This is a genomic window from Micromonospora citrea, from assembly GCF_049629545.1.
In the GTDB taxonomy this organism is placed as follows: domain Bacteria; phylum Actinomycetota; class Actinomycetes; order Mycobacteriales; family Micromonosporaceae; genus Micromonospora; species Micromonospora citrea_A.
The window spans coordinates 39,237-63,274 of the sequence record NZ_JBNADX010000002.1 but is presented as its reverse complement, the minus strand read 5'-3'; the positions used below and the strand labels follow the sequence as shown (position 1 = coordinate 63,274).

Here is a 24,038-nt window from a genome sequence, read left to right as displayed (position 1 = left end):
CGGGTCGGGTGGCGCGCGCACCCTGGCGATCGCCCGGTGCCCCGGCTCCCTCCGACACCGACCGGCCCGCTCCGGCCGGTGTCACGGTGGAGCCGGGCACCGCGCGGATCGCCGTTGACCTCCTCGGCGGGGACGACGCCCCCGCCGTCGTGGTTGACGGCGCTCTGCGAGCCGTCCGCGCCGATCCGTACCTGCACCTGCTGCTCGTCGGCCCGACCGAGGTCGCGGCCACGGTGACCGACGCCCTCACCCCGGTGCAGCGCGCCCGGATCACCGTCCGCCCGGTGCACGCCGCGGCCGGCCCGGCCCACCACGCGCCGCGCGCCGACAGCACCGTCCGGGCGGCCGTCGCCGCCGTCCGCGACGGCACCGCCGACGCCCTCGTCTCCGCCGGGTCGACCGGCGCGACCGTCTCCGCCGCCGCCCTCGGCTTCGGCCGGTGGGACGACGTCCGCCACCCGGCCCTGGTGGCCACCCTCCCGGCCGTCTCCGGCCCGGTGGTGCTGCTCGACGTCGGCGGCTCCCTGGAACCGCGTCCCGCCACCCTGGCCCGCCACGCCGTGCTCGGCGCCGCCTACGCCGCCGTGGCGCACGCCGTCGCCGCCCCCCGGGTCGGGCTGCTCTCCGTCGGCACCGAGGCCGGCAAGGGCGACCGTTCCCGCAAGGCCGCCGACCCCCTGCTCGCCGCCGCGACGCTGCCGTGCGGGGCCCGCTACGTCGGCCTGGTCGAGGGGTACGACCTCTCGATCGGCGCGCGCGCCGATGTGGTGGTCACCGACGGCTTCACCGGTAACGTGCTGCTCAAGGCCATCGAGGGCGCGTACGCGATGGCCGGCGGCCCGCCCGAGATCGGCGGCGCGCCCCGCGCGGCGGCCCTGCTCGGGGTCGCCGGGACGGTGGTCGTCTGCCACGGCGCCGCCGGGCCCGCCGACGTCGCCTCCGGCATCGCCCTCGCCGCGCACCTGTGGCGACGCGGCGCCACCGACCGGGTCCGCGCGCTGCTCGCCGGCGCCCCCGCGTACTCCTCGCCCAGTGACAGCATCGACACCGAGGTAAGCCCATGACGAACGACAAGCGCCGACGTGTCCACGTCGGTCACCTGGAGGCGGCGTTCGGCGTGACGCTCGACCCCGAGCTGCTGGAGCGGGCGTTGACCCACCGCTCCTACGCCTACGAGAACGGCGGCCTGCCCACCAACGAGCGGCTGGAGTTCCTCGGCGACTCGGTGCTCGGGGTGGTCATCACCACCGCGCTCTTCCGCAACCACCCGGACCTGCCCGAGGGGCAGCTGGCCAAGCTGCGGGCCAGCGTGGTCAACATGCGGGCCCTGGCCGACGTGGCCCGGGGCCTGGGGCCGGACGGGCTCGGCGCGTACCTGCTGCTCGGCAAGGGCGAGGAGGCCACCGGCGGCCGGGACAAGGCCAGCATCCTCGCCGACACGCTGGAGGCGCTGCTCGGCGCGATCTACCTCCAGCACGGCCTCGATACCGCCGCCCTGGTCATCCACCGCCTCTTCGACCCGGTGATGGCCGAGTCCGCCGGCCGCGGCGCCGCCCTGGACTGGAAAACCAGCCTCCAGGAGCTCACCGCCGCGCTGGGGCTGGGCGTGCCCGAGTACCGGATCGAGGGCACCGGCCCGGACCACCTCAAGACCTTCACCGCCTGGGTGGTGGTGGCCGGCAACCGCTACGGCGGGGCCGAGGGGCGCAGCAAGAAGGAGGCGGAGCAGCGGGCCGCCGAGGCGGCCTGGCGGGAGCTGACCGCGCAGGCCGAGAAGGAGCAGGCCGCCCTGGCCGCCGAGGAGTCCGCGCCGACCGCCGAGGCGGGCCTGGGCCGTGCCTGAACTGCCCGAGGTCGAGACGGTCCGGCAGGGCCTGGCCCAGTGGGTCACCGGCCGGCGGATCGCCTCGGTCCAGGTGCGCCACCCCCGCGCCGTACGCCGGCACGTCCCCGGCGCGGCGCACTTCGCCGCCGTGCTGGCCGACCGTACGGTCACCGACGTGCGGCGTCGCGGCAAGTACCTCTGGCTGCCGCTGGACAGCGGCGACGCGATGATCGGCCACCTGGGCATGTCCGGCCAGCTGCTGCTGCAACCGGTGGACGCCGCCGACGAGCTGCACCTGCGGGTGCGGTTCCGGTTCGCCGACGACGGCCCCGAGCTGCGCTTCGTCGACCAGCGCACGTTCGGCGGGCTGTCGGTCAGCGAGGGCGGCGCCGAGCTGCCGGCCGAGATCGCGCACATCGCCCGCGACCCGATGGACGACGAGTTCTCCGACGCCGGCTTCGTGGCGGCGCTGCGCCGGCGGCGGACCGAGGTGAAGCGGGCGCTGCTCGACCAGACGCTGATCTCCGGAGTGGGCAACATCTACGCCGATGAGGCGTTGTGGCGGGCGAAGCTGCACGGCGCCCGGCCGACCGACGCGCTGACCGCCCCGGCCGCCACCCGGCTGCTCGGGCACGTCCGTGACGTGCTCGGCGAGGCGATCGCCCAGGGCGGCACCAGCTTCGACGACCTGTACGTCAACGTCAACAGCGAGAGCGGCTACTTCGACCGGTCGCTCAACGTGTACGGCCGGGAGGGCGGGCCCTGCCGGCGGTGCGGCGCGCCGATCCGGCGGGAGGCGTTCATGAACCGGTCGTCGTACAGCTGCCCGCGTTGCCAGCCGCGTCCCCGGGGTGCCCTGAGGGGGTGACCCCGAGCCGGCTCGGGGTTGCGCCGGTGTGCCGTTCCCCGCGCGTCCCTGACACCGGTCCGCTTTGCCCGTCCGCCCCGCCCGTCCGCCCCGCAGCACGCGCCGGCCGACGTCCGGGACGAGCCGGGGCCGATCCCCGATGTCGGCGCGCCCCCGTTTCCCTAGCGTCAGCACGGTCGGCAGGGGGTCGACGGGTGCGACAGGGGGAACGCGACAGATGGGCAGAAGACCGGTGACGGTGCGGCTGGCGCGGTGGAGCGCCGAGCACCCGTGGCGTGCGATCGCGCTCTGGGTGGTGTTCGTGGCGGTGTGCTTCGTCGGTGGCAGCGCCGCCGGGTTGAAGGAGGCCACGAACGCCGACATGGCGATCGGGGAGTCCGGCCGGGCGGACATCATCGTCACCGAGGGGGACTTCGACGACCCGGCGGTCGAGAACGTCCTCATCACGCCGCGTACCGGGACGCTGGACCAGGCGGCGGCGAAGTCGGCGGCGGCCGACGCGACCGAGCGGATGCGCCAGGTCACTCAGGTGGCGTCGGTGGGGGCGCCGGTGTCGTCCCGGGACGGCAACGCGCTGCTGGTGCCGGTCACCATGGCCGGTGACCCGGAGGACGCCTCCGACCGGGTGCAGTCGCTGCGCGACGTCACGGCGGGCATCCAGGGCTCGTACCCGGGGCTGCGGGTCGAGCAGGTCGGTGGGCCGTCGATCGGCAAGGCCCTGGACGACACCCTCGGCAAGGACTTCGAGCGGGCCGAGCTGCTGAGCCTGCCGGTCACCCTGGCCATCCTGATCGTCGCCTTCGGCGCGCTGATCGCGGCCGGGGTGCCGGTGCTGCTGGCGCTCTCCTCGGTGGCCGCCGCGATGGGGCTCTCCACGCTCGCCTCGCACCTGGTGCCGGCGACCGACACCACGTCCAGCGTGATCCTGCTGATCGGCATGGCCGTCGGCGTCGACTACTCGCTGTTCTACGTCCGCCGGGAGCGGGAGGAACGCGCCAAGGGCCGCTCCGGGCTGGACGCGGTGGAGATCGCCGCGGAGACCTCCGGGCACGCCGTGGTGGTCTCCGGCTTCGCGGTGATCATCTCGATGGCCGGGCTGCTGCTCGCCAACGACGCGGTCTTCTCCTCGCTGGCGGTCGGCTCGATCCTGGTGGTGGCGGTCGCGGTCACCGGCTCGCTGACCGTGCTGCCGGCGCTGCTGGCGAAGCTGGGCCGTTGGGTCGACCGGCCCCGGGTGCCGCTGCTCTGGCGGCTCACCGCGGCGCGTACCGGGCGGCACGGGCAGCCGGCGAAGGCGCGGTTCTGGCCGGCCGTGCTGCGCCCCGCGCTGCGTGCGCCGCTGGCCACCCTGGTCGTCTCGGTCGGGCTGCTGCTCGCCCTGGCCGCGCCGGCGCTGGGCATGAAGCTGAAGTTCCCCGGCATGGAGGACCTGCCCCGGACCACGCCGGCCATGCAGGCGTACGACCGGCTCACCGCCGCCTTCCCGAGCACCGGCACCAGCCACCAGGTGGCCGTGCAGGCGCCGGCCGAGCAGGCCGACCGCGTACGGGCGGCGCTGACCGACCTGGCCGGGCGCGCCGCCGCCGACCCGCTCTTCGCGCCGGCCGAGGGGGACGGCCCGAAGATCGAGGTGTCGGCCGACCGGCGGGTGTCGACGCTGGAGGTCGCCACCCCGTACGCGAGCCGGGACGACGAGGCGGCCCGCTCGCTGCACACGCTGCGCGACGACCTGTTGCCGGCGGCGATGCGTGGCATCCCCGGGGTGGAGTACGCCGTCGGCGGCGGGGTCGCGGCCAGCGAGGACTACGCGCAGCACGTCGAGGAGAAGCTGCCGCTGGTGATGGCCTTCGTGCTGGCGTTGACGTTCCTGGTGATGACCTGGACGTTCCGTTCGGTGGTGGTGGCGCTCACCTCGATCGTGCTCAACCTGCTCTCCGCGGGCGCCGCGTACGGCCTGCTGGTGCTGGTCTTCCAGGGCGAGTGGGCCGAGGGGCTGCTCGGCTTCACGTCGATGGGGGCGATCGTCTCCTGGCTGCCGCTCTTCCTCTTCGTGGTGCTCTTCGGGCTCTCCATGGACTACCACGTCTTCGTGGTCAGCCGGATCCGGGAGGGGATCCGGGCCGGCATGTCCAACCGGGACGCGGTGGCGTACGGGATCACCTCGTCGGCGGGCGTGGTGACCAGCGCGGCGGTGGTGATGGTCGGGGTCTTCGCCATCTTCGCCACGCTGAGCACGATCGACATGAAGCAGCTCGGCATCGGGCTGGCGGCGGCGATCCTGCTGGACGCCACGATCATCCGCGCGGTGGTGCTGCCGTCGCTGATGACGCTGCTCGGCGACGCCAACTGGTGGGCCCCGCGCTTCCTGCGGGCCCGCCGGGTCGCCCCGCCGGCCGATCCGCCCACCCCCGCCCCGGAGCTGGTCGGCGCCCGCTGACCCACGCCCGATCCGCGAGGCCCGGACCGCCCACCGGTCCGGGCCTCGCCCGGTCCAGCGCCTCCGATCGTCGCGGTGATGATCAAGAGGTTTACGGACCAGGCAAGCGCTTGCCGATGCCCGGACTTCTTGATCACCGCAGCCGGGGCTGGCGGGGCGGTCGCAGGGCGGGGCAGAGCTACCGCGGGGCGGGGCAGGGCGCGGACAGGGCCGGCGTGGTCAGGGGAGGGGGCAGGGGACGCGCCAGGGGCCCAGGTCACGTTGTTTGCGCATGGAGGCGAAGCCGTAGCCGACGGTGGTGACGCAGAACGTGGCGGTGGTCCCGGTGTACTCCACGTGGAAGACCGGCTTGTGCGCCTCGGCGAAGGGCAGCAGCTTGGCGCACCGGCGCAGCCGTACGCACTCCTCGTTGACCGCGAAGTCGAAGTCGGGCGCCAGCGCGGCGACCTGATCCAGGTCGTCGACCAGGCCGGGGGAGAGTTCCAGGGAGCGGGCCAGGGTGGCGACGCGCCGGTTGAACCGGAGCTGGTCGTCGAAGTGCAGCGGGAACCCGGAGCGGTGGGCGTACCCGTCGGCGTCGGTCAGGGCGACTGCGCCGAACCCCTTGCCCCGGCAGAGCCGGAACCGGTCGGCCAGCACCGGGCGCAGCACGTCCCAGCGGCGTACGTCCAGCCAGTGCCGGCGTGGTCGGTCGGTCGGGGCGCCGCGGACCGCCGCCGGGAAGCGGGTGGCGTCCGGGTCGGTGTCGGCGTACGACCCGACGTGCACCTGGCACACCAGCCGACGGTCCCGCCGGCGCAGCTCGGCCGTCTCGGCGGAGGTCGTCCGGACCGGGTCGAGCAGGAAGACGTCGGCCTGCACCGTGGTGTCGACCGGGCCGGTGAGCTGCCACTGCCACTGCCACCGGTGGGCGTACCCGGCCGGCCAGGGGGTCGGCGCGCCCGGCGGGGTCGGCACGGCGCGGCAGGCGTACACCGGGGTGAGCAGGATCAGCGCGACGGTGGCCGGCAGTGCCCGGCGGGCCGTGCGCCGCCACGGCGTCCGGGCGGGCGGGCCGGGGCGGGCCGGAGCGCCGCGCCGCGCTGGCAGCCGGATCCGCATGCGCCGCTCCCGGGTCCTCGGGCGGGCCGCGCCGTCCGGCGCCGGTACGCCGGGCCACCTCGCGCGGCGTGCCGCACCCGGTCAAACGACGCGCCCCCGGCCGACGACGCGGTGGGCGTCGCGGACGGGGGCGCGTCGGTGGACGGCTCAGCGGGGCGCGGCGAAGACCTGCGTCCAGTACGGGCCGTTGCTGCTCGCCACGCCGACACCGATCTCGGTGAAGGCGCAGTTGAGGATGTTCGCCCGGTGCCCGGGGCTGTTCATCCAGGCGTCCATGACCGCGGCCGGGGTCTTCTGGTTCCAGGCGACGTTCTCGCCGTAGGTGCGCCAGGCGTAGCCGACCCGGTCGATCCGGTCGCCGGCGTCGCTGCCGTCGCTGCCGGTGTGCGACATGTTCTGGTGGTCGGCCTGGTCCTGGCTGTGCCGCTGGGCGGCGGTCATCAGCTTGTCGTCGATGCCCAGCTTCCCGCAGCCGGCCTTGGCCCGCTCGGCGTTGACCAGGTCGACGACCTGCTGCGCCTGGCTGCCGACGCCGGGGCTCAGCGAGTTCGTGCCGCCGGTCGAGGCGCTGCCGTTGCGCGCGGTGCCCTGCCGGGACGCCGCCGTGGTCCGGGTCGGCGCGGGCGTCGGCCGGACCGTCTTCGTCGGCGACGGCTTCGGGCTGGCGGTGGTCGGCGTGGCGCTGGGGGAGGGGCTGCCGGTCACGGCCAGCGCGTCGGCGGGCGCGCCGGTGACGTCGGGGACCACCGGGGCGGCGGCCACCGAGTCGTCGAAGGACGCCCGGTCGGTCTCGCCGCCGTCGCCGGGCAGCACCAGCGCGCCCACGCCGAGGCTCACCACCAGCGTGGCCGCCGCGGCGGCGCCGCCGATCAGCAGCGGGCGGGGGATGCGGCCGCGCTGCCGGTGTCGTCCCTGTCCCTCGGCCGACGGCTCGTCCGCCGGGCTCCAGGCGGGTGCGGGCTGCGGGCTGTGGCCGGCGGCCCGCTCGAACGGGGCCACCACCGGGCCCGGGGTGACCCGAGGTCGGTCGGCGGTCCGCTCGAAGGGCGTCACGACCGGCCCGGTCGGCGCGTCGATCGGGCCGAGGGCGGCGGTGCGGTCCGGCTCCCCGTACGGCCGGTCGGCGGACGCGGCCGGCCAGCCACCGGTGGGGGCCTCGGTCCGGTCGTCTCCGGGCTGCTCCGGGGCGTCCCCGAAGAGGTACGCCGAGCGCGGCGCCGGGCGGTCGGTCAGCCAGCTCGGCTGCTCGTCGGCAGGCGGTCGCGGTCGCCGGGGAGCGCCGTCCGCTTCGTTGGGGTCGGTCCAGCCGTACACGCCTGTCGCCTCCACGGGGTCGGTTGCGGGCCGGGGTGACGCTACGGACGCGCCGCGAACTGCGGCAACCTGGCTAAGGAAGAGTTAAGGGAGAGTGGCTCACGTAGTGACCGTACGCACATTTCCGGGCGTACAGTCAAGGAGTCCGGACAGAGCGTGTCCGAGCCTTGCGGCCCCCGGCGAGTGGACAGGGTAGACGTGGAGATGATCTACGGCCTGCGGGAACTTGACGAAGGAGGGGTTGTCGGCTCAATATATAGGTGTCGCCAGTCGCGCCCAGCCATGCCCGGATTTCGCCCGGGATAGCAGTCGCGGACAGTTCATGGGCGCGCGTTGGCCGGCCTTTCCGGCAGCGCATATCAAGGAGTTCAGCATGGCGAAGGCCCTCTTCGGCCACGTAGGTGCAGCGCCCGACCGGCGTCTGCTCGACGAGGTCACCCGACTGCGTGCCACGGTTCAGGCACTGGAGTTCGAGATCACGCGTCTGCGCGCCGAGAACGATCGGCTCGCCGCGGCCGCCGCGGAGGCTGACGACCTCCTCCGGCTCGCCGAGCCCGCGCTGACCTGATCTCTTCGGGATCCCGCACAACTGAATAGCACCACCGAAACAACGCGCGCCGACACTCGAAGTGCCGGCGCGCAGCTCTGTCTCCGCAATTCCGCCACCGCATTTCGCGATCTTGTCGGATGCGTCACGCCGCCATTCACCGGCGCCGCGCCGTGCCCCCGGGGCGGGTCGCGTGCCGACCGGCCGCCACCGAGGGGTTAGTCTGCGGGTTCACCAGGTCCGCGCAGCCCGCGACGCCTGCGGCGGCCACCGGACGAGGATCGAGAAGGTGCATCTCAAGAGCCTGACGGTGAAGGGGTTCAAGTCCTTCGCCTCCGCGACGACGCTCAAGTTGGAGCCCGGGATCACCTGCGTGGTCGGCCCGAACGGCTCCGGCAAGTCCAACGTCGTCGACGCCATCGCCTGGGTGCTGGGCGAGCAGGGCGCCAAGGCGCTGCGCGGCGGCAAGATGGAGGACGTCATCTTCGCCGGCACCGCCGGCCGGGCGCCGCTGGGCCGGGCCGAGGTCACCCTCACCATCGACAACACCGACGGCGCGCTGCCGATCGAGTACACCGAGGTCTCCATCACCCGCCGGATGTTCCGCTCCGGCGAGAGCGAGTACGAGATCAACGGCGACTCCTGCCGGCTGCTCGACATCCAGGAGCTGCTCTCCGACTCCGGCATCGGCCGGGAGATGCACATCATCGTCGGCCAGGGCCGCCTCGACGGCATGCTGCACGCCAAGCCGGAGGACCGGCGGGCGTTCATCGAGGAGGCGGCCGGCGTCCTCAAGCACCGCAAGCGCAAGGAGAAGGCGCTGCGGAAGCTCGACGCGATGCAGACCAACCTCAACCGGCTCACCGACCTCACCGCCGAGCTGCGCCGCCAGCTCAAGCCGCTGGGCCGGCAGGCCGAGGTGGCCCGCCGCGCCGCCGCCATCCAGGCCAACCTGCGCGACGCCCGGCTGCGGCTGCTCGCCGACGACCTGCACACCCTGCGCACCACACTCGACAAGGAGATCGCCGACGAGACCGCGCTGCGGGAGCGACGCGAGCAGGTCGAGGCGGAACACACCGAGCTGCAGGCCCGGCTGGCCGAGCTGGAGGCGGCCCTCGCGGAGGACGCGCCGCTGCTGGCCGCCGCCCAGGACACCTGGTACAAGCTCTCCGCCCTGCAGGAGCGGTTCCGCTCCATCGAGCAGCTCGCCCGGGAACGGCTGCGCCACCTCAGCGCCACCGGCGACGACGAGCGCACCGGCCGCGACCCGGACCAGCTGGAGGCCGAGTCGCAGCGGGTCCGCGAGCAGGAGGAGGAGCTGCGCGCCGCGCTCACCGAGGACCAGGTCCGCCTCGCCGAGGCGGTCGAGCAGCGGCAGGAGCTGGAACGGCAGCTCGCCGCCGCCGAGCGGGAGCTGGTCGCCGCCGCCAAGGCCATCGCCGACCGGCGCGAGGGGCTGGCCCGGCTCACCGGGCAGGTCAACTCGGCGCGGGCCCGCACCACCAGCGCGGGCGAGGAGATCGACCGTCTCGCCGCCGCCCACACCGACGCGCTGGCCCGGGCCGAGAAGGCGCAGGCCGACCTGGACGCGGTCGCCGCGCAGTCCACCGAGGCCGACCGGGACAACGCCGAACTCGACGAGCGGCACGCCGAGGCGGTCGCCGTCCACGAGCGGGCGCAGGCGGCCGTCCGCGCCCTCGCCGACGCCGAGCGCAGCGCCGAGAAGGACGCCGCCACCTGGAAGGCCCGCGAGGAGGCGCTCGCCCTCGGCCTGCGCCGCAAGGACGGCTCGGGCGCGCTGCTCGCCCGCGCCGGTGAGGTGCCCGGCCTGCTCGGCAGCCTCGCCGGGCTGCTCACCGTCGCCCCCGGCCACGAGGCGGCGCTCGCCGCCGCGCTCGGCGGGCTCGCCGACGCGGTTGCGGTCACCGGGGTGGACGAGGCCGTCGAGGCGATGCGGCTGCTCAAGATCTCCGACGCCGGCCGGGCCGGGCTGCTGGTCGGCAGCCCCGCCGGCCCCGGCATGGACGGCAGCGCCGACGCGCTGCGCCCGAAGCTCCCCGAGCACGCCCGCTGGGCCCCCGACCTGGTCGAGTGCGCCGCCGAGATCCGCCCGGCGGTGCACCGCGCGCTGCGCGACGTGGCACTCGTCGACGACCTCGCCGCTGCGGCCGAGCTGGTCGCCGCCAACCCGGAGCTGCGCGCGGTCACGCCCGACGGTGACGTGGTCGGGGCGTACGCGGCGGCCGGCGGGTCGGCGAAGGCGCCCAGCTACATCGAGGTGCAGGCCGCCGTCGAGGAGGCCCGGACCAACCGGCTCACCGCCGAGCGGACCAGCGGCGAGCTGCGCGATCAGCTCGTCGACGCCCGGGCCGAGGTGGCCGCGGCCAAGGAGGCGGTGCAGCACGCCGCCGCCGCCAAGCGGGAGGCGGAGAGTCACCGCAACGCCGCGGCCCGCCGGCTGGCCGAGCTGGGGGCCGCCGCCCGCTCGGCGAAGGCGGAGACCGACCGGCTCGGCGAGTCCCGGGCCCGCGCCGAGGCGGCCCGGGAACGAGACCTGACCGCCCTGGCGGAGCTGGAGGAGCGGCTGCGGCTGGCCGAGGCCACCCCGATCGACGCCGAACCGTCCACCGAGGAACGCGACCAGCTCGCCGCGATGGTGCCCCGGGCCCGGCAGAACGAGATGGAGGTCCGGCTCGCGGTGCGTACCGCCGAGGAGCGGGTGGCCTCCATCGCCGGCCGCGCGGACTCCCTGGCGCGGCAGGCGACCGCGGAGCGCGCCGCCCGGGAACGGGCCGCCGCCCGGCGGGCCGCGCGGGCCCGGGGCGCGACCATCGCCCGGGCCGTGGTCGGCGGGGCCCGCGAGGCGCTCACCCGGCTCACCGGCTCGATCGCCGCGGCCGAGGAGCACCGCGACGCCGTGGCGCGCGAACGCGCCGCCCGCGAGGCCGAGCTGTCGGAGGTACGCGGCGCGGCCAAGCGACTCGGCGCGGAGCTGGAGCGGCTCACCAGCCAGGTGCACCGGGACGAGGTGGCCCGCGCCGAGCAGCGGCTGCGCATCGAGCAGTTGGAGGCCAAGGCCGCCGAGGACTTCGGCCTGGACGTGGAGACCCTGGTCGCCGAGTACGGCCCGAGCCAGCCCGTCCCGCCCACCCAGGCGGACGTCGCGGCGGCCGAACGCGACGGCCTGCCGGTGCCCGAGCCGGTCCGTTACGAGCGCCCGGTGCAGGAGAAGCGCGCCGCCAAGGCGGAACGGGAACTGGCCCTGCTCGGCAAGGTCAACCCGCTCGCGCTGGAGGAGTTCGCCGCGCTGGAGGAACGCTTCAAGTTCCTCTCCGAGCAGCTGGAGGACCTCAAGGCCACCCGCCGTGACCTGCTCACCGTGGTCAAGGACGTCGACGACCGGATCCTGGAGGTCTTCGCCAGCGCGTTCGCCGACACCGCCCGGGAGTTCGAACAGGTCTTCACCGTGCTCTTCCCCGGCGGCGAGGGCCGGCTGATCCTCACCGACCCGGAGGACCTGCTCACCACCGGCGTCGAGGTCGAGGCGCGGCCCCCGGGCAAGAAGATCAAGCGGCTCTCGCTGCTCTCCGGCGGGGAGCGCTCGCTGACCGCGGTGGCGATGCTGGTGGCGATCTTCCGCGCCCGGCCCAGCCCGTTCTACATCATGGACGAGGTCGAGGCGGCGCTGGACGACGTCAACCTGGGCCGGCTGATCACACTGCTGGCACAGTTGCGGGAGAAGAGTCAGCTGATCGTCATCACGCACCAGAAGCGGACGATGGAGATCGCCGACGCGCTGTACGGGGTGACCATGCGCAGCGGGGTCACCCAGGTGATCAGTCAACGGCTCAACCGGGCCGACGGGGACGAACGGCAGGAGAACGACTAGTGGGTCGGGAACGCGCGACGGCGCTCCTGGTGGACTTCGACGGTGTGCTGCGCCGCTGGGACCCGGCGGTGGCCGTCGGCGTCGAGCGGGAGTACGGGCTCTCCGAGGGCGTACTCGGTGAGATCGCCATGCAGTGGGGGCGGCTCCAGCCGGTGCTGACCGGCCGGGTCAGCCACGCCGAGTGGATGTCCAGCGTCGCGGACGCGCTGACCGAGTCGGTGGGCAGCCCCGAGCGGGCCCGCGCCGCGGTCGAGCAGTGGCAGCGCTACCGGGGCGAGGTGGACCCGGACGTGCTCGGCTTCGTCCGCGAGGTGCGGGCGGCCGGCGTACGGGTCGGGTTGGGCACCAACGGCACGGACCTGCTCGACGCCGACCTGGCCGCGCTGGGCCTGGTCGGTGAGCTGGACGTGGTGGTCAACTCCTCGGTCGTCGGGGTGAACAAGCCGGCCAAGGAGTACTTCCAGGCGGCCTGTGCGGCGCTGGACACCGCGCCGTCGCGGGTGCTCTTCGTCGACGACGAGGACTGGGCGATCCGGGGCGCGCGGGTGGCCGGCCTGTCGGCGCTGCGTTGGTCCGGCCCCGACGACCTGCGCTACCTGTGCAAGGCCCTGGCGTACTGACCTCGGCTGCGGCCCGCCCCGCTCCCGGCCGGTGGCCGGCCGAGGCGGGCGTGTGTCCCGGTGACGTGGTGGTGCCGACGGCGCGTGGGCGGTGACGGCGGGCCGGGCTGCCGGGGGACCGGGCCCGGAGGACTTCCACGACCTGAGGGCGGCCCCGCGGGGAATCCGCCCAGCTAGTTCCCGGAGTCGTCCGGGTGCTGCTCGTCCGGGCGGTGGCGGCCGCCCTCGGGCTCGTCTCCGGTGAGCGGCAGCCGGGCGACGCAGAGCCGGGGCGTCACGAACGGTTCGAGGACGGTCTGCTCCGGGTCGCCGCCGAGTTCCTCCGTGGCACCCTGGAGCAGGCCGAGGTGGACCGAGCAGATGACGCCGGGATGACGTTCGGCCACCGCCCGGAACGGGCACCGGTGCAACAGGATCTCACCGTTCGCCTCCGTCTCCGGCTCGAAGCCGAGCTTGTCGAGCATGCCGGAGACCCGGGTGACGACCTCCTCGCGCGTCGGCTGGTCGGACGGGGTCGGGCGGTCCACCAGGAAGTGGCCCCACTGCCGTCCGGCGGAGCGAGCGGCGGCGGCCGGATCGTCGGTGTGTGCCGCGACGTAGCCGGTGAGGATGTGCGACAGCAGTTGGTATTCGCCGATCTGGTCCTCGGCGGCCGGGCCGGCGGGTGGGGTGTCCCGGACCGCCCGGTAGCACAGCCGCGGCCGACCCGGTCCCTCCGGCGCGGCCTGTTCCTCGTGCACGAGACCGGCCTGGACCAGCTTCATCAGATGGAAGCGCACCGTGCTGGGGTGCAGGCGAAGCTGTCCGGCCAAGGCCTGGATGGTGACCGGCCCGTCGAACGCACGCAGGGCGTCGAGGACGGCGGCACGGCCCGAACCTGACGGCTGGGGTTCCGGCGGCGGAGCAGACCTGGTTTCCATTACCGCCAAGTATCACTCACGCCGCCGGCACCCTTCAGGTTCTCAGGCCGTGCCCGGACCCACCGACCTTCGGCGACGGGCCGACAGCGCCAGCCCCACCATGATCGCTGCCACCGCGACCACCTCGGCCACCACGCTGGCCAGGTCGGTGGCGAGGATCGGCTCCGGCTCACCCGCGTGCGGGCCCACCGGCAACCCCGCCGTACGGCTCACCAGCCATCCGGCCAGCACCAGGACGTTTCCGCCGAGCCCGAGGAGCAGCAGGGGGCGGTCCGCGGCCCGCCACGCCAGCACCGCCCAACCGAGTTGCAGGGCACCCACCAGCGTGAGGAGCGCGGCGGCCACCCACCACTCGGCCCGGTGCTGCGGTACCGCCGCGTAGTGCGCCACCCCGGCGAGCGCCGCCGCCACAACGGCGAGCCGGCGGGCGAGGTCGGCCCCGGCCGGTCGTACGCCACCCAGGGGGAGAGTCGCCCTGCCCGCCCGCTCGGCGGCGCCTACCCCGGTCACTGTCCCGCTCCGACCTGGAACAGCCCCATCGCACCCTTGTGCGCCGAGGACATCTTGTGCGTGACGAACGGATAGGTGCCGTCCCGGTCGAGGGTGAACTCGACGAAGCCGCCCTGCGCCGGCATCAGGTCGAGTGCCTGGCCGCCGCCCTTGCCCGCGTCGGGCCGCAGCAGGTAGTTGCCCTCCTTGTACACGGTGTCGAAGATCGTGCCGATCACGTGGAACGAGCTGATCTCGTTGATGCCGGCGTTCAGCACCCAGACGCGGACCCGCTCGCCCTTGCCGACCGTGACCGGGCGGTGGACGTACTGGTTGACGAAGCCGTTGAAGACCACGGCGTCGGCCTTCTCGGCGTGCATCTTCTTCAGGTCGCCGGGTTCGCCCTTCGGGCCGAGATAGAGTTCCGCCTGCTCCAGGATGATCTCCCGGTCCACCGTGCCGAGGTTCGGCGGGTCGACGATCAGCGCGCCGTACATGCCGTTGGCGATGTGGTGCAGCATCGGGTCGGTGCCGCAGTGGTAGTAGAAGATCCCCGCGTAGTCGGCCTTGAACTGGTACGTCAGCTTCTCTCCGGGCTTGATGGTGCGCATCTCGACGTTCGGCGCGACCTTCGAGGCGTGGAAGTCGATGGAGTGGGCCATCGTGCCGTTGTTGACCAGGGTCACGGTGAAGAGGTCACCGACCTTGCCTCGCAGGGTCGGCCCGGGGACCTGTCCGTTGAACGTCCAGCGCAGCTGGGTGACCCCGGGGGCGACCTCCTGCTCCTTCTCCTCGACGTTGAAGGTGACGTCGTGCCGGGTGCCGCCGGGGGCCGGCGCGACCGCCGGGTCGTACGGCTTCCAGTCGGGGGCCGGCGCCGCGGCGAAGTCGATCTTCGCGCTGTCGTCGGCGCCCTCGCCGGCGGTCGCTCCACCGGCGTTGGCGGTGCTGCCCTCGACCAGGATGTCGAGCACCATGCCGGCGTCCTTGTGGCCGGCGACGGTGCACCACGCCTTGACCGAGGAGGTGATCGGACCCCAGGTGACGGTCTCGGACTCGCCGGGCTTCAGCATCTTGCCGCCGGTGCCGGCGAGTTCGAGGCTGTGGTCCATCTTGCCGGCGTTGTGCACCCGCAGCTCGACCGTCGCGCCCTTCGGCACGTCGATCGAGGACGGCTTCACGTACAGGTCACCGAGTTCGATGTCGAAGGGACCGGCCTTGCCCGCCGGTGCCGCGGCACCCGCCGCGAGCTGGCCCGGTCCGGTCCGCCCGGGGGCGAACGCCACGATGGTCATGCCGAGCAGGAGGCCGAAGACGATGGCGGAGGTCAGTGCGGGAATGAGTCGCTGGAGCGGCTTGGCGAGCCCGCTCCTGCGGTCGGGACGGGCAACGCCGGTCGGCGCGCCGGTGGGAGTGTCTGACACGAGAGGCTCCTCAGGGGAAACGCGTGGGGGTGGGGTGGGCGTCAGCTGACCGTCAGGGCGGTGACCATGCCGAACATGCCCTGGCTGCCCTCGGCGTGGGAGAAGATGTGGCAGTGCCACAGCCAGTCGCCGGTCCGGTCGGCCTTGATCAGGACGGTGTACCGCTCACCGGGGGCGACCAGGACGGTGTCGGCCTTGTACGGGGTGGCCACCGGGTAGCCGTCCTTGGCGATCACGAGTTGGTCGAGTCCGTGCAGGTGCATCGGGTGGGCCTGCCCGCCGGCGTTGACGTAGTGGATCTCGACCCACTCGTTCAACTTCGCGTGGACCGGTTCGGTGGCCGGGAAGGACTTTCCGTTCAGGCTGAGCCCGATCACGCCACCGTCCTGGAGGTGCATGGTCCTGCTCTGGGCGACGGTGACGCCCTCCGGTCGGGGCATCTCGCCCATCAGGATGGTCCCCCAGAGGCCGTTCGCGACCTGCTTCGTGCCGTCGTGGTGGGAGTGGAACCAACCCACCGAGGGACGCTCGGCGGTGAACTCGTACGTGAAGGTCTCACTCGGCTTGATCGGGTCCTGGGTCAGGTTGGCCACCCCGTCGACCTCGTTCGGCAGCAGGATGCCGTGCCAGTGGACGCTGGTGGATTCCGGTAGCTCGTTCTTGACGACCACCCGCACCTTGTCGCCGACCGCGACCTTGAGCGTCGGGCCGGGCACGGTGCCGTTGAAGGTCCAGGCGTCCACGACCTTGCCGGGCTCCAACTCCCACTTGGCGATCTTGGCCGTCAGCGCGAACTCCTTCGTCCCGTCCGCAGTGACGGTCGGCTCGAGGTCGGGTGCTCCCTGCCCGGCCGTCTTCGCGGGGAAGGACTTGTCCCGCTTCGCCATGGCGGCGTCCATGGCCTTCGGGTCGGCGTGCTCGTGGTGCGCCCCGGATCCGCTCGGCTGGACGCTGGTCGCGGCCCCGTGCGACGTGTCGCCGGTAACCGGCGTGGTCGTCGACGCGTTGCCGGCCGCCCAGACCGGTACGGCCGTGGCCAGGACGAACGCGGTCGCCACCGCGGTCAGGTTGGTTTTTGTCATGGCTGGTACTCCTCATGGTGCCGAGATCGACGAGGAGTTTTTATCATAAATATCAGAAGTAAGATGTGGTGAAGATCCCAGCTCCGAGAACGAGCCTCAGGCTCGGGGTGAACGAGGAGCGCCGGCCCCCAGGTACGGCGGGAGCCGGCGTCAGGGGGGCGCCTCGTCAGTCGCCGGTCACCCCGTCGAGGCGTTCCCGGATCAGGTCGGCGTGGCCGTTGTGCCGGGCGTACTCCTCGATCATGTGGACGTACACCCAGCGGACGTTCATCTCGTCGGCGCCGCCGTCGCGACGGCGGCGCAGGAAGGTGTGGTCCAGCGGGACGTCGGCGACGGCCTTGCGGGCCGCCTCGACCTCGGCGGCGAAGGTGGCGAAGTCGGCCTCCGCGTCGGCGCCGGCGACGTCGTCGAACTCGCCGTCCGGGTTGTCCGCGCTCCAGTAGATGCCGCCGAGATCCTGCCCCGCCGCGCGGACCCGGAACCAGCTGCGCTCCACGTCCGCCATGTGCCGGACCAGGCCGAGCAGGGTCAGCCCGGACGGCTCCACGCTGGGCGTCTTCAACTGCTCGGCGGTCAGCCCCGCGCACTTGAGCAGCAGGGTGTCACGGTGGTAGTCGAGCCAGCCCTCCAGCATGGTGCGCTCGTCGCCGACGTACGGTTCGTTCGTCCGGGTGATCTCCGGTGCTCTCCAGGTCATGCCGGCCATCCTCCCCGGCGATCCCGACAGCCCGCGACGGGTTAACCGGCAGGGCGAAGGTAGCCGCAGTGCTCACGCCGAGTGATCTGGAGGGCTGGTTACTGCCCGTCATTCAGGCGGTGTGCCCGGCTCCTGTGGTCGTCGTCCTTTGCTCTGCACCCACGAACGCGACACCACTGTTCACCAGGCGCTTTGCGGTTCTGGGTCGGCAAGGCGTGGCCGCCATGCCGATACGCCGCGTGACTGGCGCGTCCGTGGGTGCAGAGCAAAGTGTTCGAGCCGCACGGGTGGCACCGCCCCCTGAGCGACACGCACGGTGACCTGCCGTCGAGGCCGCTGGGGCGGTTCCCGCACGTCGACTCGGCGCGGGGCCGTGCCACACCGTCCCGGACCGTCCGAGCCGGGACCGGCCAGCGCCGTCGAACAGGCAGGTCAGAAGGTGTCGTTGAAGCGGTGCAGGAGGCGGGCGAACTCCTCCACGTCCCGCCTCGGCCAGCTCTGCATGGTGCGGCGGATCTGCCCCAGCCGGGCGGCCCGGGCCGCGTCGAACCGGCGGGTGCCCTCCTCGGTGAGGCTGAGCTGGGCGGCGCGGCGGTCGTCCGGGTCCGGATCGCGACGGACCAGCCCCAACCCCTCCAGGCCGTGGATCTGCCGGCTCAACGTGCCCTTGCCGATGCCGAGCCGGGTGGCCAGGTCGGTGAGCCGGGTCGAGCCGGAGCGGCGCAACCACAGCAGCAGCCCGTACGCGTTGGGCTCCAGGTTGGGGTGGACCTCCCGGGCGATCTCCCAGGACAGGGCGCGCCCCCGCCGCAGCAGCGCGGCAAGCTCGTCCTCGACCGCGCGCAGGGCCTCCGGCAGGTGCTCGTCCACGGCACCGAGGGTACGGGGCGCGGCTCAGCCCACCGGCGTCAACCGCTGCCGGGCCACCTCGCGCAGGTGGCCGTCGCTGGTGGTGCCCTCGATCAGCACCTCGGCCTCCCGCCCGGTGTGCGCCAGCGTCGCCACCGCGTTGCCGAAGTAGGGGCCGGCCAGCTTCTTCCACCGCACGCTCGGGCGGCGTACCCCGGCGGAGCGGGCCAGGGCCCGGGCGGCGGCGGCCGGCCCCGGGTTCCAGCCCAGCCGCATCAGCGGACGCAGCCCCGCCGGCACCTGATTGTGGATGGGGGAGCAGGTGAGCTGGTGCACCGGGGTACGCACCGCCGGATCGTCGAACCGGACCCGGGCCACGTACGAGTGGTGCACGTCGCCGGAGAGCACGCTGATCGACGCGGGCGCCGGGTACGCCGAACCCGCCCCGACCCGATCGCCGGGCGTCGAGGCCGTGCCGCTGCCCAGCCGGGCGAAGAGCGCGCCGAGCCCGTCGAAGGAGCGGCGGAACGCCGCCCAGTGCTCCAGGTCCAGCCCCCGGCGCAGCTGCTCGGAGATCTTCGCCACCCAGGGCCGGCGCGAGTCGGCCAGGCGCTCGTTCCAGGCCTCCACGTGGTGGATGCCCGGCGGCAGCAGCCAGGGCAGCGAGGCGCCGACCACCAGGTGGTCGTAGACGCCGTGCGCCCGGTCGAGGAACCAGGCCCACTCGCCGGGCGGCAGCATCGCCCGGTTGCTCTGCTGCAGCACCCGACTGCACCGGTTGTCGAGCATCACCAGCCGGGTCCGCCCCAGGTCGAGGGCGTAGCTCCACTGGTACTGCACGGCCCGCCAGCGTTCCGTGTCGTGCGCCTCGTCGGCCTCCTTGTCGACCCGCTCGCCGAACTCGCGCAGCACGTCGGTGGCGTCCTCGGCGGCCATCACCTTGGCGTAGACCGGGTCCTCGGCGATCTCCTCCGGGGACAGGTTGCCCAGGTGCTGGTACACCCAGTAGGAGGCCAGTCCGCTGCGGATCCGCTCGGCCCACCAGGGCTGGGCGCGCATGTCGTCGCGCCACGGCGCCGAGGTGTTCCAGTCGTCGATGACCTCGTGGTCGTCGAAGATCATCACGCTCGGCACCGTGGAGAGCAGCCAGCGGATCTCCGGGTCCCGCCAGGACTCCAGGTAGAGCTTGGTGTACTCGTCGAAGCTGACCACCTGGGTCGCCGGGGCGTCCTTCGGCCGCCGCCGGCGCCGCTTGAGCAGCCGGCGCACCGTGGGGGAGGTCTCGTCGGCGTAGACCTGGTCACCGAGGAGCACCAGCAGGTCCGGCAGGCCGGCCGGGTCCTCCTCGGCCATCGCCCGCCGGGCGTACGCGTCGAGCGCGTCCGGCGGCAACCGCCGGGCGGTGGCGTGCTGGGTGGTCTCCCGGCAGGAACCGAAGATCAGTCGTACCGGCTGGTCCCGGTCGTCGGCGGCCCTGGTCCGGATCACGCTGGGCGGGAAGCCGCTCGCCGGCACCGGCCAGGCCACCTCGTCGTCCACCAGCACCTCGTACCGGTCGGCGCTGTCCGGCGTGAGCCCCTCCACCACCACGAGGGCGTAGTGGTGCTCGTACGCGGAAAAGGTCGGCGCGGTGCCGCGGGCGCCGCCGGCCGTGCGGACGGTGACCACGGCGGGCGCACTGGTCTCCACCCAGACGGTGGCCCGGGTGCCGACCACCCGCCTCAGCAGAGGTCCGACGAGCAGGCGTGCGGCGGGCATGGCGGACCTCCGAGGTGAGCGGACTTCATCATTACTACCCCGCCGGCGGTCGCACCACTGCTGGCTGTGGGCGAGCCTACCGTCGGCCCTCCCGGGCGGCACGGGGGTGCGGTCGATGAGACGCCGTCGCCGGCATCTGACAGGATTTCGGCATGACGGAATACCTCCTCGTCGCACTCGCCCTGCTCGGTGTGCTGATCCTCGGCGGCCTCAGCCTGGTGGTGCCCCGGCTGCGCCGGCGCCCCGAGCCGCCGCTGCCCGAGACCGAGGTCGACACCCGGGCCGAGGAGGACCTGGCCGGTCCGCCGGTCGAGGCGGTGGAGTCCGAATTCTCCACCGGCATCCTGGTCGAGCCGCCGGTGGTCGAGGCGCCCCCGCTCGAGGTCCCGGAACCCACCGCCGGCCGCCTGGTGCGGCTGCGCTCCCGGCTGTCCCGCTCGCAGAACGCCCTGGGCAAGGGTCTGCTCGGCCTGCTCAGCCGCGACCACCTCGACGAGGACACCTGGGAGGAGATCGAGGACGCCCTGATCACCGCCGACGTCGGCGTCGACTCCACCCGGGAGATCGTCGACCGGCTGCGCGAGCGGACCCGGGTGCTCGGCACCCGCTCCGCCACCGAGCTGCGGGCCCTGCTCGCCGCCGAGCTGGTCAACGCCCTCGACCCGAGCCTGGACCGGTCCCTGAAGACCACCCCCGAGGACGGCAGGCCGGCGGTGCTGCTGGTGGTCGGCGTCAACGGCGCCGGCAAGACCACCACCTGCGGCAAGATCGCCCGGGTGCTGATCGCCGACGGCCACAGCGTCACCCTCGGCGCGGCCGACACCTTCCGGGCCGCCGCCGCCGACCAGTTGCAGACCTGGGGCGGCCGGGTGGGCGCCGAGACGATCCGCGGCGCCGAGGGCGCCGACCCGGCCAGCGTCGCCTTCGACGCCGTCCGCCGCGGCATCGAGGCCGGCACCGACACGGTGCTCATCGACACCGCCGGCCGGCTGCAGAACAAGATCGGCCTGATGGACGAGCTGGGCAAGGTCAAGCGGGTGGTGGAGAAGCACGGCCCGATCGACGAGACCCTGCTGATCCTCGACGCCACCACCGGCCAGAACGGCCTGGAACAGGCCCGGGTCTTCACCGAGGTGGTGAATGTGACCGGGGTGGTGCTCTCCAAGCTCGACGGCACCGCCAAGGGCGGCATCGTGATCGCCGTGCAGCGCAAACTCGGCATCCCGGTCAAACTGGTCGGCCTCGGCGAGGGCGCGGACGACCTGGCCCCGTTCGACCCGGCGCAGTTCGTCGACGCGCTGCTCGGGACCGAGCCGCTCGCCCGGGACGCGTAACCTCGCAGTGACGAACGACGATCGCGCGTACGCCGGGTGGCGCGACCCCCGCCACTCCGGTCCGGGCCTGGGGAGACCGTACGTGACCTCGCAGGAGATCCCGCTGCACGGCGGGAACGTGAGCACCGTGGTGCGGGTCGGCGACACCGTCCGGCGCAACGCCGGCCCGTGGACCCCCTCGGTGCACGCCCTGCTGCGTCACCTGGAGTACGTCGGGTTCACCGGGGCGCCCCGTGCCCTCGGCATGGACGAGCGCAACCGGGAGGTCCTGTCGTACCTGGAGGGGGAGTGCGGGGAGTACCCGCTGGCCCCGCACTGGGTGACCGACGAGGCGCTGGTCACCGTGGCCACCATGCTGCGGATGTTCCACGACGCCCAGTACGGTTTCGCCCCGCCGCCCGGGGCGGTGTGGCGCTCGTTCGGCCCGCCCCCGCCGGACACCGAGGTGATCTGCCACCACGACGCCGCTCCGCACAACGTGATCTGGCGGCCGGACGGCACCCTCGGGCTGATCGACTTCGACCTGGCCTCGCCGGGGGCCCGGATCTACGACGTGGCGTACGCGGCCTGGACCTGGGTGCCGATCTTCTCCGACCGGGACTCGATCACCCTCGGCTGGAAGCGCCCCGACCGGCCCCGCCGGCTGCGGCTCTTCGCCGACGCGTACGGGCTGATCCCCCGGGACCGGCACCGGCTGATCCGGACCATCCGCAAGCGGATCGTCGACCACGTCGAGGGCATCCGCCGGATGGCGGCGGCCGGTGAGCCGGCGTTCGTCCGGATCGTGCACAAGGGTCACCTCCGTCGCCCGATGCGCGACCTGCGCCTGCTGGACTACGAGCGGCACGCCCTCGAGCGCGCCCTGCACTAGGCGCTGCCGACCTGCGGGCAGTGGCCGTTCCGCGTGGAACGGCCACTGCCTTTCCGGTCCCCCGGAGGCGGTGAGGAGTTCTTCACACGCCGGAAACAACCCGTCACACCCCGGAAATCGAGCGGTGTCGGTGAAGGAAACAGGCGGCGACCAAGCTTCCGCGCAACCGGCGTACGGGCGACGCTGCCCCGGAAGCCGCGAAGGAGGGAACTTCACCTTTAGGAGGCCAGCGTGCCTGAAGCACCGACGATCGACGGCGGCAACACCGTTTGGCTGCTGGTTTCGACCGCGCTCGTGCTGCTCATGACCCCCGGACTGGCGCTGTTCTACGGCGGACTCAACCGGTCCAAGGGTGTGCTCAACATGATGATGATGAGCTTCTCGGCCATCGGGCTCATCTCTGTTCTGTGGTGGTTCTACGGATTCAGCGTCGCCTTCGGGTCCGACGTCAACGGGCTCTGGGGCGACCCGGGCGCCTACCTCGGCACCAAGACCTTCCTGGCGGAGACCGACCTGTGGGGCGCGACCGCCGAGAACCCCAGCGGCATCGGGGTCCCGCTCTACGTCTTCATGGCGTTCCAGATGGTCTTCGCGGTGATCACCGTCGCGCTGATCAGCGGTGCGGTCTCCGACCGGGCCAAGTTCGCCGGCTGGCTGATCTTCGCCTTCGGCTGGGCCACCCTGGTCTACTTCCCGGTCGCCCACTGGGTCTGGGGCGGCGGCATCATCGGCGCCAAGATCCACGCGCTGGACTTCGCCGGTGGCACCGCGGTGCACATCAACGCCGGCGCCGCGGCGCTCGCCCTGGCCCTGGTGCTCGGCAAGCGGCTCGGCTGGCCCCGTGAGGGCATGAAGCCGCACAACATCCCACTGGTCGCGCTCGGCGCGGGCCTGCTCTGGTTCGGCTGGTTCGGTTTCAACGCCGGCTCGGAGCTGACCGTGGACTCGGTCGCCGGTCTCGCCTTCATCAACACCCAGCTCGCCACCGCCGCGGCGGTGCTCGGCTGGATCGCGGTCGAATGGATCAAGGACAAGAAGCCGACCATGGTCGGCGCCTCCTCCGGCGCCGTCGCCGGTCTGGTCGCCATCACCCCGGCCTGCGGCTTCATCGCCCCGTGGGCGGCGGTCCTGCTCGGCATCGTCGCCGGCGTGGTCTGCGCGCTCGCCATCAGCCTGAAGTACAAGCTCGGCTACGACGACTCGCTCGACGTGGTCGGCGTGCACTTCGTCGGTGGCTGGATCGGCTCGCTCTGGCTCGGCCTGTTCGCCACCAACTCGGTCAACGCCGCGATCACCGACGTGGTGGGCGCCTCCGACGGCCTCTTCTACGGCGGCGGCGTCACCCAGCTCGGCCGGCAGGCCCTCGGTGGTCTGATCGTGACGGTCTGGTCGTTCGCCGTGGCCTACGCCCTCGCCATCGCCATCGAGAAGACCATCGGCTTCCGGGTCAAGGCCGAGGACGAGGTCGAGGGCGTCGACATCGCCGAGCACGCGGAGAGCGCGTACGACCTGTCGCCGACCACCGGCAGCAGCGCCGGCGGTGGGGCGTTCGCGATGGCCGGGCTGACCCCGGGCGCCGCGAAGCCGGCCTCGGACGAGGCCCCCGCGCCGGCCGCCGCGCCGGTGGACGAGAAGGTCGCCGGTTAACGTTCGGAGAATGGAGGGCATGGACATGAAGCTGGTGACCGCGGTCATCAAGCCGTACCAGCTGGACGCGGTGAAGGAGGCCCTGCACGCCCTCGGCGTGGCCGGCCTGACCGTCAGCGAGGTCCAGGGGTACGGACGGCAGAAGGGGCACACCGAGGTCTACCGGGGTGCCGAGTACACGGTCGAGTTCCTGCCCAAGATCCGGGTCGAGGTGCTCACCGACGAGATGGACGTCGAGAAGATCGTGGACGCGATCGTCGCCGCCGCCCGGACCGGCAAGATCGGCGACGGCAAGGTGTGGGTGACCGGGGTCGAGGAGGTCGTCCGGGTCCGCACCGGCGAGCGCGGCCTCGACGCCCTGTAGGG

The 24,038-nt window shown here is 73.2% G+C and carries 20 protein-coding genes; 11 read left to right on the top strand and 9 right to left on the bottom strand.

Annotation, left to right across the window (positions count from 1 at the left end):
• Positions 1-86: 86 nt before the first annotated feature.
• The 4 genes from ACPFP2_RS02875 (at position 87) to ACPFP2_RS02860 (ending at position 5,130) form a co-directional block, all read left to right on the top strand.
• Positions 87-1,064, top strand: coding sequence for a phosphate acyltransferase PlsX (locus tag ACPFP2_RS02875; RefSeq protein WP_424085802.1), 978 nt, complete (start codon positions 87-89; stop codon positions 1,062-1,064).
• Positions 1,061-1,843 carry a ribonuclease III gene (rnc, locus tag ACPFP2_RS02870; RefSeq protein WP_424085800.1) on the top strand — a complete coding sequence of 261 codons (783 nt, stop codon included), beginning with the start codon at positions 1,061-1,063 and terminating at the stop codon, positions 1,841-1,843. The genes ACPFP2_RS02875 and rnc overlap by 4 nt, the downstream gene beginning before the upstream one ends.
• Positions 1,836-2,693: a bifunctional DNA-formamidopyrimidine glycosylase/DNA-(apurinic or apyrimidinic site) lyase gene (gene mutM / locus ACPFP2_RS02865; RefSeq protein ID WP_424085798.1), complete on the top strand. Its 858-nt coding sequence runs from the start codon at positions 1,836-1,838 to the stop codon at positions 2,691-2,693. The genes rnc and mutM overlap by 8 nt, the downstream gene beginning before the upstream one ends.
• A gap of 217 nt (positions 2,694-2,910) precedes the next feature.
• Entirely contained in the window at positions 2,911-5,130 is a 2,220-nt protein-coding gene (locus ACPFP2_RS02860) for an MMPL family transporter (RefSeq protein WP_424085796.1), read from the top strand.
• Positions 5,131-5,349: 219 nt separating this feature from the next.
• Here ACPFP2_RS02860 and ACPFP2_RS02855 read toward each other — a convergent pair whose 3' ends face one another.
• A complete protein-coding gene (locus tag ACPFP2_RS02855) occupies positions 5,350-6,231 on the bottom strand; it encodes an endo alpha-1,4 polygalactosaminidase (protein ID WP_424085794.1) in 882 nt (293 codons plus the stop codon).
• A gap of 147 nt (positions 6,232-6,378) precedes the next feature.
• The gene (locus ACPFP2_RS02850) at positions 6,379-7,545 is read right to left on the bottom strand and encodes a CAP domain-containing protein (RefSeq protein WP_424085792.1); all 1,167 of its coding nucleotides are present in this window, start codon (positions 7,543-7,545) and stop codon (positions 6,379-6,381) included.
• A 373-nt stretch (positions 7,546-7,918) separates the two neighbouring features.
• Here ACPFP2_RS02850 and ACPFP2_RS02845 point away from each other — a divergent pair, with 373 nt between their 5' ends.
• From ACPFP2_RS02845 to ACPFP2_RS02835, 3 genes are all read left to right on the top strand, one after another.
• The gene (locus ACPFP2_RS02845) at positions 7,919-8,113 is read left to right on the top strand and encodes a hypothetical protein (protein ID WP_088977872.1); all 195 of its coding nucleotides are present in this window, start codon (positions 7,919-7,921) and stop codon (positions 8,111-8,113) included.
• A gap of 268 nt (positions 8,114-8,381) precedes the next feature.
• Complete coding sequence (smc, locus tag ACPFP2_RS02840) at positions 8,382-11,981, top strand: chromosome segregation protein SMC (RefSeq protein WP_424085790.1); 3,600 nt, start codon at positions 8,382-8,384, stop codon at positions 11,979-11,981.
• Positions 11,981-12,601 carry an HAD family hydrolase gene (locus ACPFP2_RS02835; RefSeq protein WP_424085788.1) on the top strand — a complete coding sequence of 207 codons (621 nt, stop codon included), beginning with the start codon at positions 11,981-11,983 and terminating at the stop codon, positions 12,599-12,601. The genes smc and ACPFP2_RS02835 overlap by 1 nt, the downstream gene beginning before the upstream one ends.
• Before the next feature lie 173 nt (positions 12,602-12,774).
• On the opposite strand, the gene ACPFP2_RS02830 is transcribed toward ACPFP2_RS02835, so the two are convergent.
• The 7 genes from ACPFP2_RS02830 to ACPFP2_RS02800 form a co-directional block, all read right to left on the bottom strand.
• Positions 12,775-13,521, bottom strand: coding sequence for a helix-turn-helix transcriptional regulator (locus ACPFP2_RS02830; protein WP_424085786.1), 747 nt, complete (start codon positions 13,519-13,521; stop codon positions 12,775-12,777).
• Between the two features lie 42 nt (positions 13,522-13,563).
• Positions 13,564-14,031, bottom strand: coding sequence for a hypothetical protein (locus ACPFP2_RS02825; RefSeq protein WP_424085784.1), 468 nt, complete (start codon positions 14,029-14,031; stop codon positions 13,564-13,566).
• Complete coding sequence (locus ACPFP2_RS02820; RefSeq protein WP_424085782.1) at positions 14,028-15,434, bottom strand: multicopper oxidase domain-containing protein; 1,407 nt, start codon at positions 15,432-15,434, stop codon at positions 14,028-14,030. Before ACPFP2_RS02820 ends, ACPFP2_RS02825 begins: the two co-directional genes overlap by 4 nt.
• A 41-nt stretch (positions 15,435-15,475) precedes the next feature.
• On the bottom strand, positions 15,476-16,516 hold the full coding sequence (locus tag ACPFP2_RS02815; RefSeq protein ID WP_424085780.1) for a multicopper oxidase family protein: 1,041 nt from the start codon (positions 16,514-16,516) through the stop codon (positions 15,476-15,478).
• Between the two features lie 166 nt (positions 16,517-16,682).
• Entirely contained in the window at positions 16,683-17,213 is a 531-nt protein-coding gene (locus ACPFP2_RS02810; protein WP_424085778.1) for a DinB family protein, read from the bottom strand.
• 432 nt (positions 17,214-17,645) lie between these two features.
• Positions 17,646-18,083, bottom strand: a complete 438-nt coding sequence (locus ACPFP2_RS02805; protein WP_424085776.1) for a MarR family winged helix-turn-helix transcriptional regulator — start codon at positions 18,081-18,083, stop codon at positions 17,646-17,648.
• A gap of 24 nt (positions 18,084-18,107) precedes the next feature.
• Positions 18,108-19,820: an alkaline phosphatase D family protein gene (locus ACPFP2_RS02800; RefSeq protein ID WP_424085774.1), complete on the bottom strand. Its 1,713-nt coding sequence runs from the start codon at positions 19,818-19,820 to the stop codon at positions 18,108-18,110.
• Between the two features lie 152 nt (positions 19,821-19,972).
• Here ACPFP2_RS02800 and ftsY point away from each other — a divergent pair, with 152 nt between their 5' ends.
• The 4 genes from ftsY to ACPFP2_RS02780 all read left to right on the top strand — a co-directional run bounded on the left by ftsY (position 19,973) and on the right by ACPFP2_RS02780 (position 24,036).
• Positions 19,973-21,154, top strand: a complete 1,182-nt coding sequence (ftsY, locus tag ACPFP2_RS02795; RefSeq protein ID WP_424085773.1) for a signal recognition particle-docking protein FtsY — start codon at positions 19,973-19,975, stop codon at positions 21,152-21,154.
• A 7-nt stretch (positions 21,155-21,161) separates the two neighbouring features.
• A complete protein-coding gene (locus ACPFP2_RS02790) occupies positions 21,162-22,025 on the top strand; it encodes an aminoglycoside phosphotransferase family protein (protein ID WP_424085771.1) in 864 nt (287 codons plus the stop codon).
• A 231-nt stretch (positions 22,026-22,256) separates the two neighbouring features.
• Positions 22,257-23,672: an ammonium transporter gene (locus tag ACPFP2_RS02785; protein WP_424085769.1), complete on the top strand. Its 1,416-nt coding sequence runs from the start codon at positions 22,257-22,259 to the stop codon at positions 23,670-23,672.
• Between the two features lie 25 nt (positions 23,673-23,697).
• Entirely contained in the window at positions 23,698-24,036 is a 339-nt protein-coding gene (locus ACPFP2_RS02780) for a P-II family nitrogen regulator (protein WP_170839442.1), read from the top strand.
• Positions 24,037-24,038: the final 2 nt, after the last annotated feature.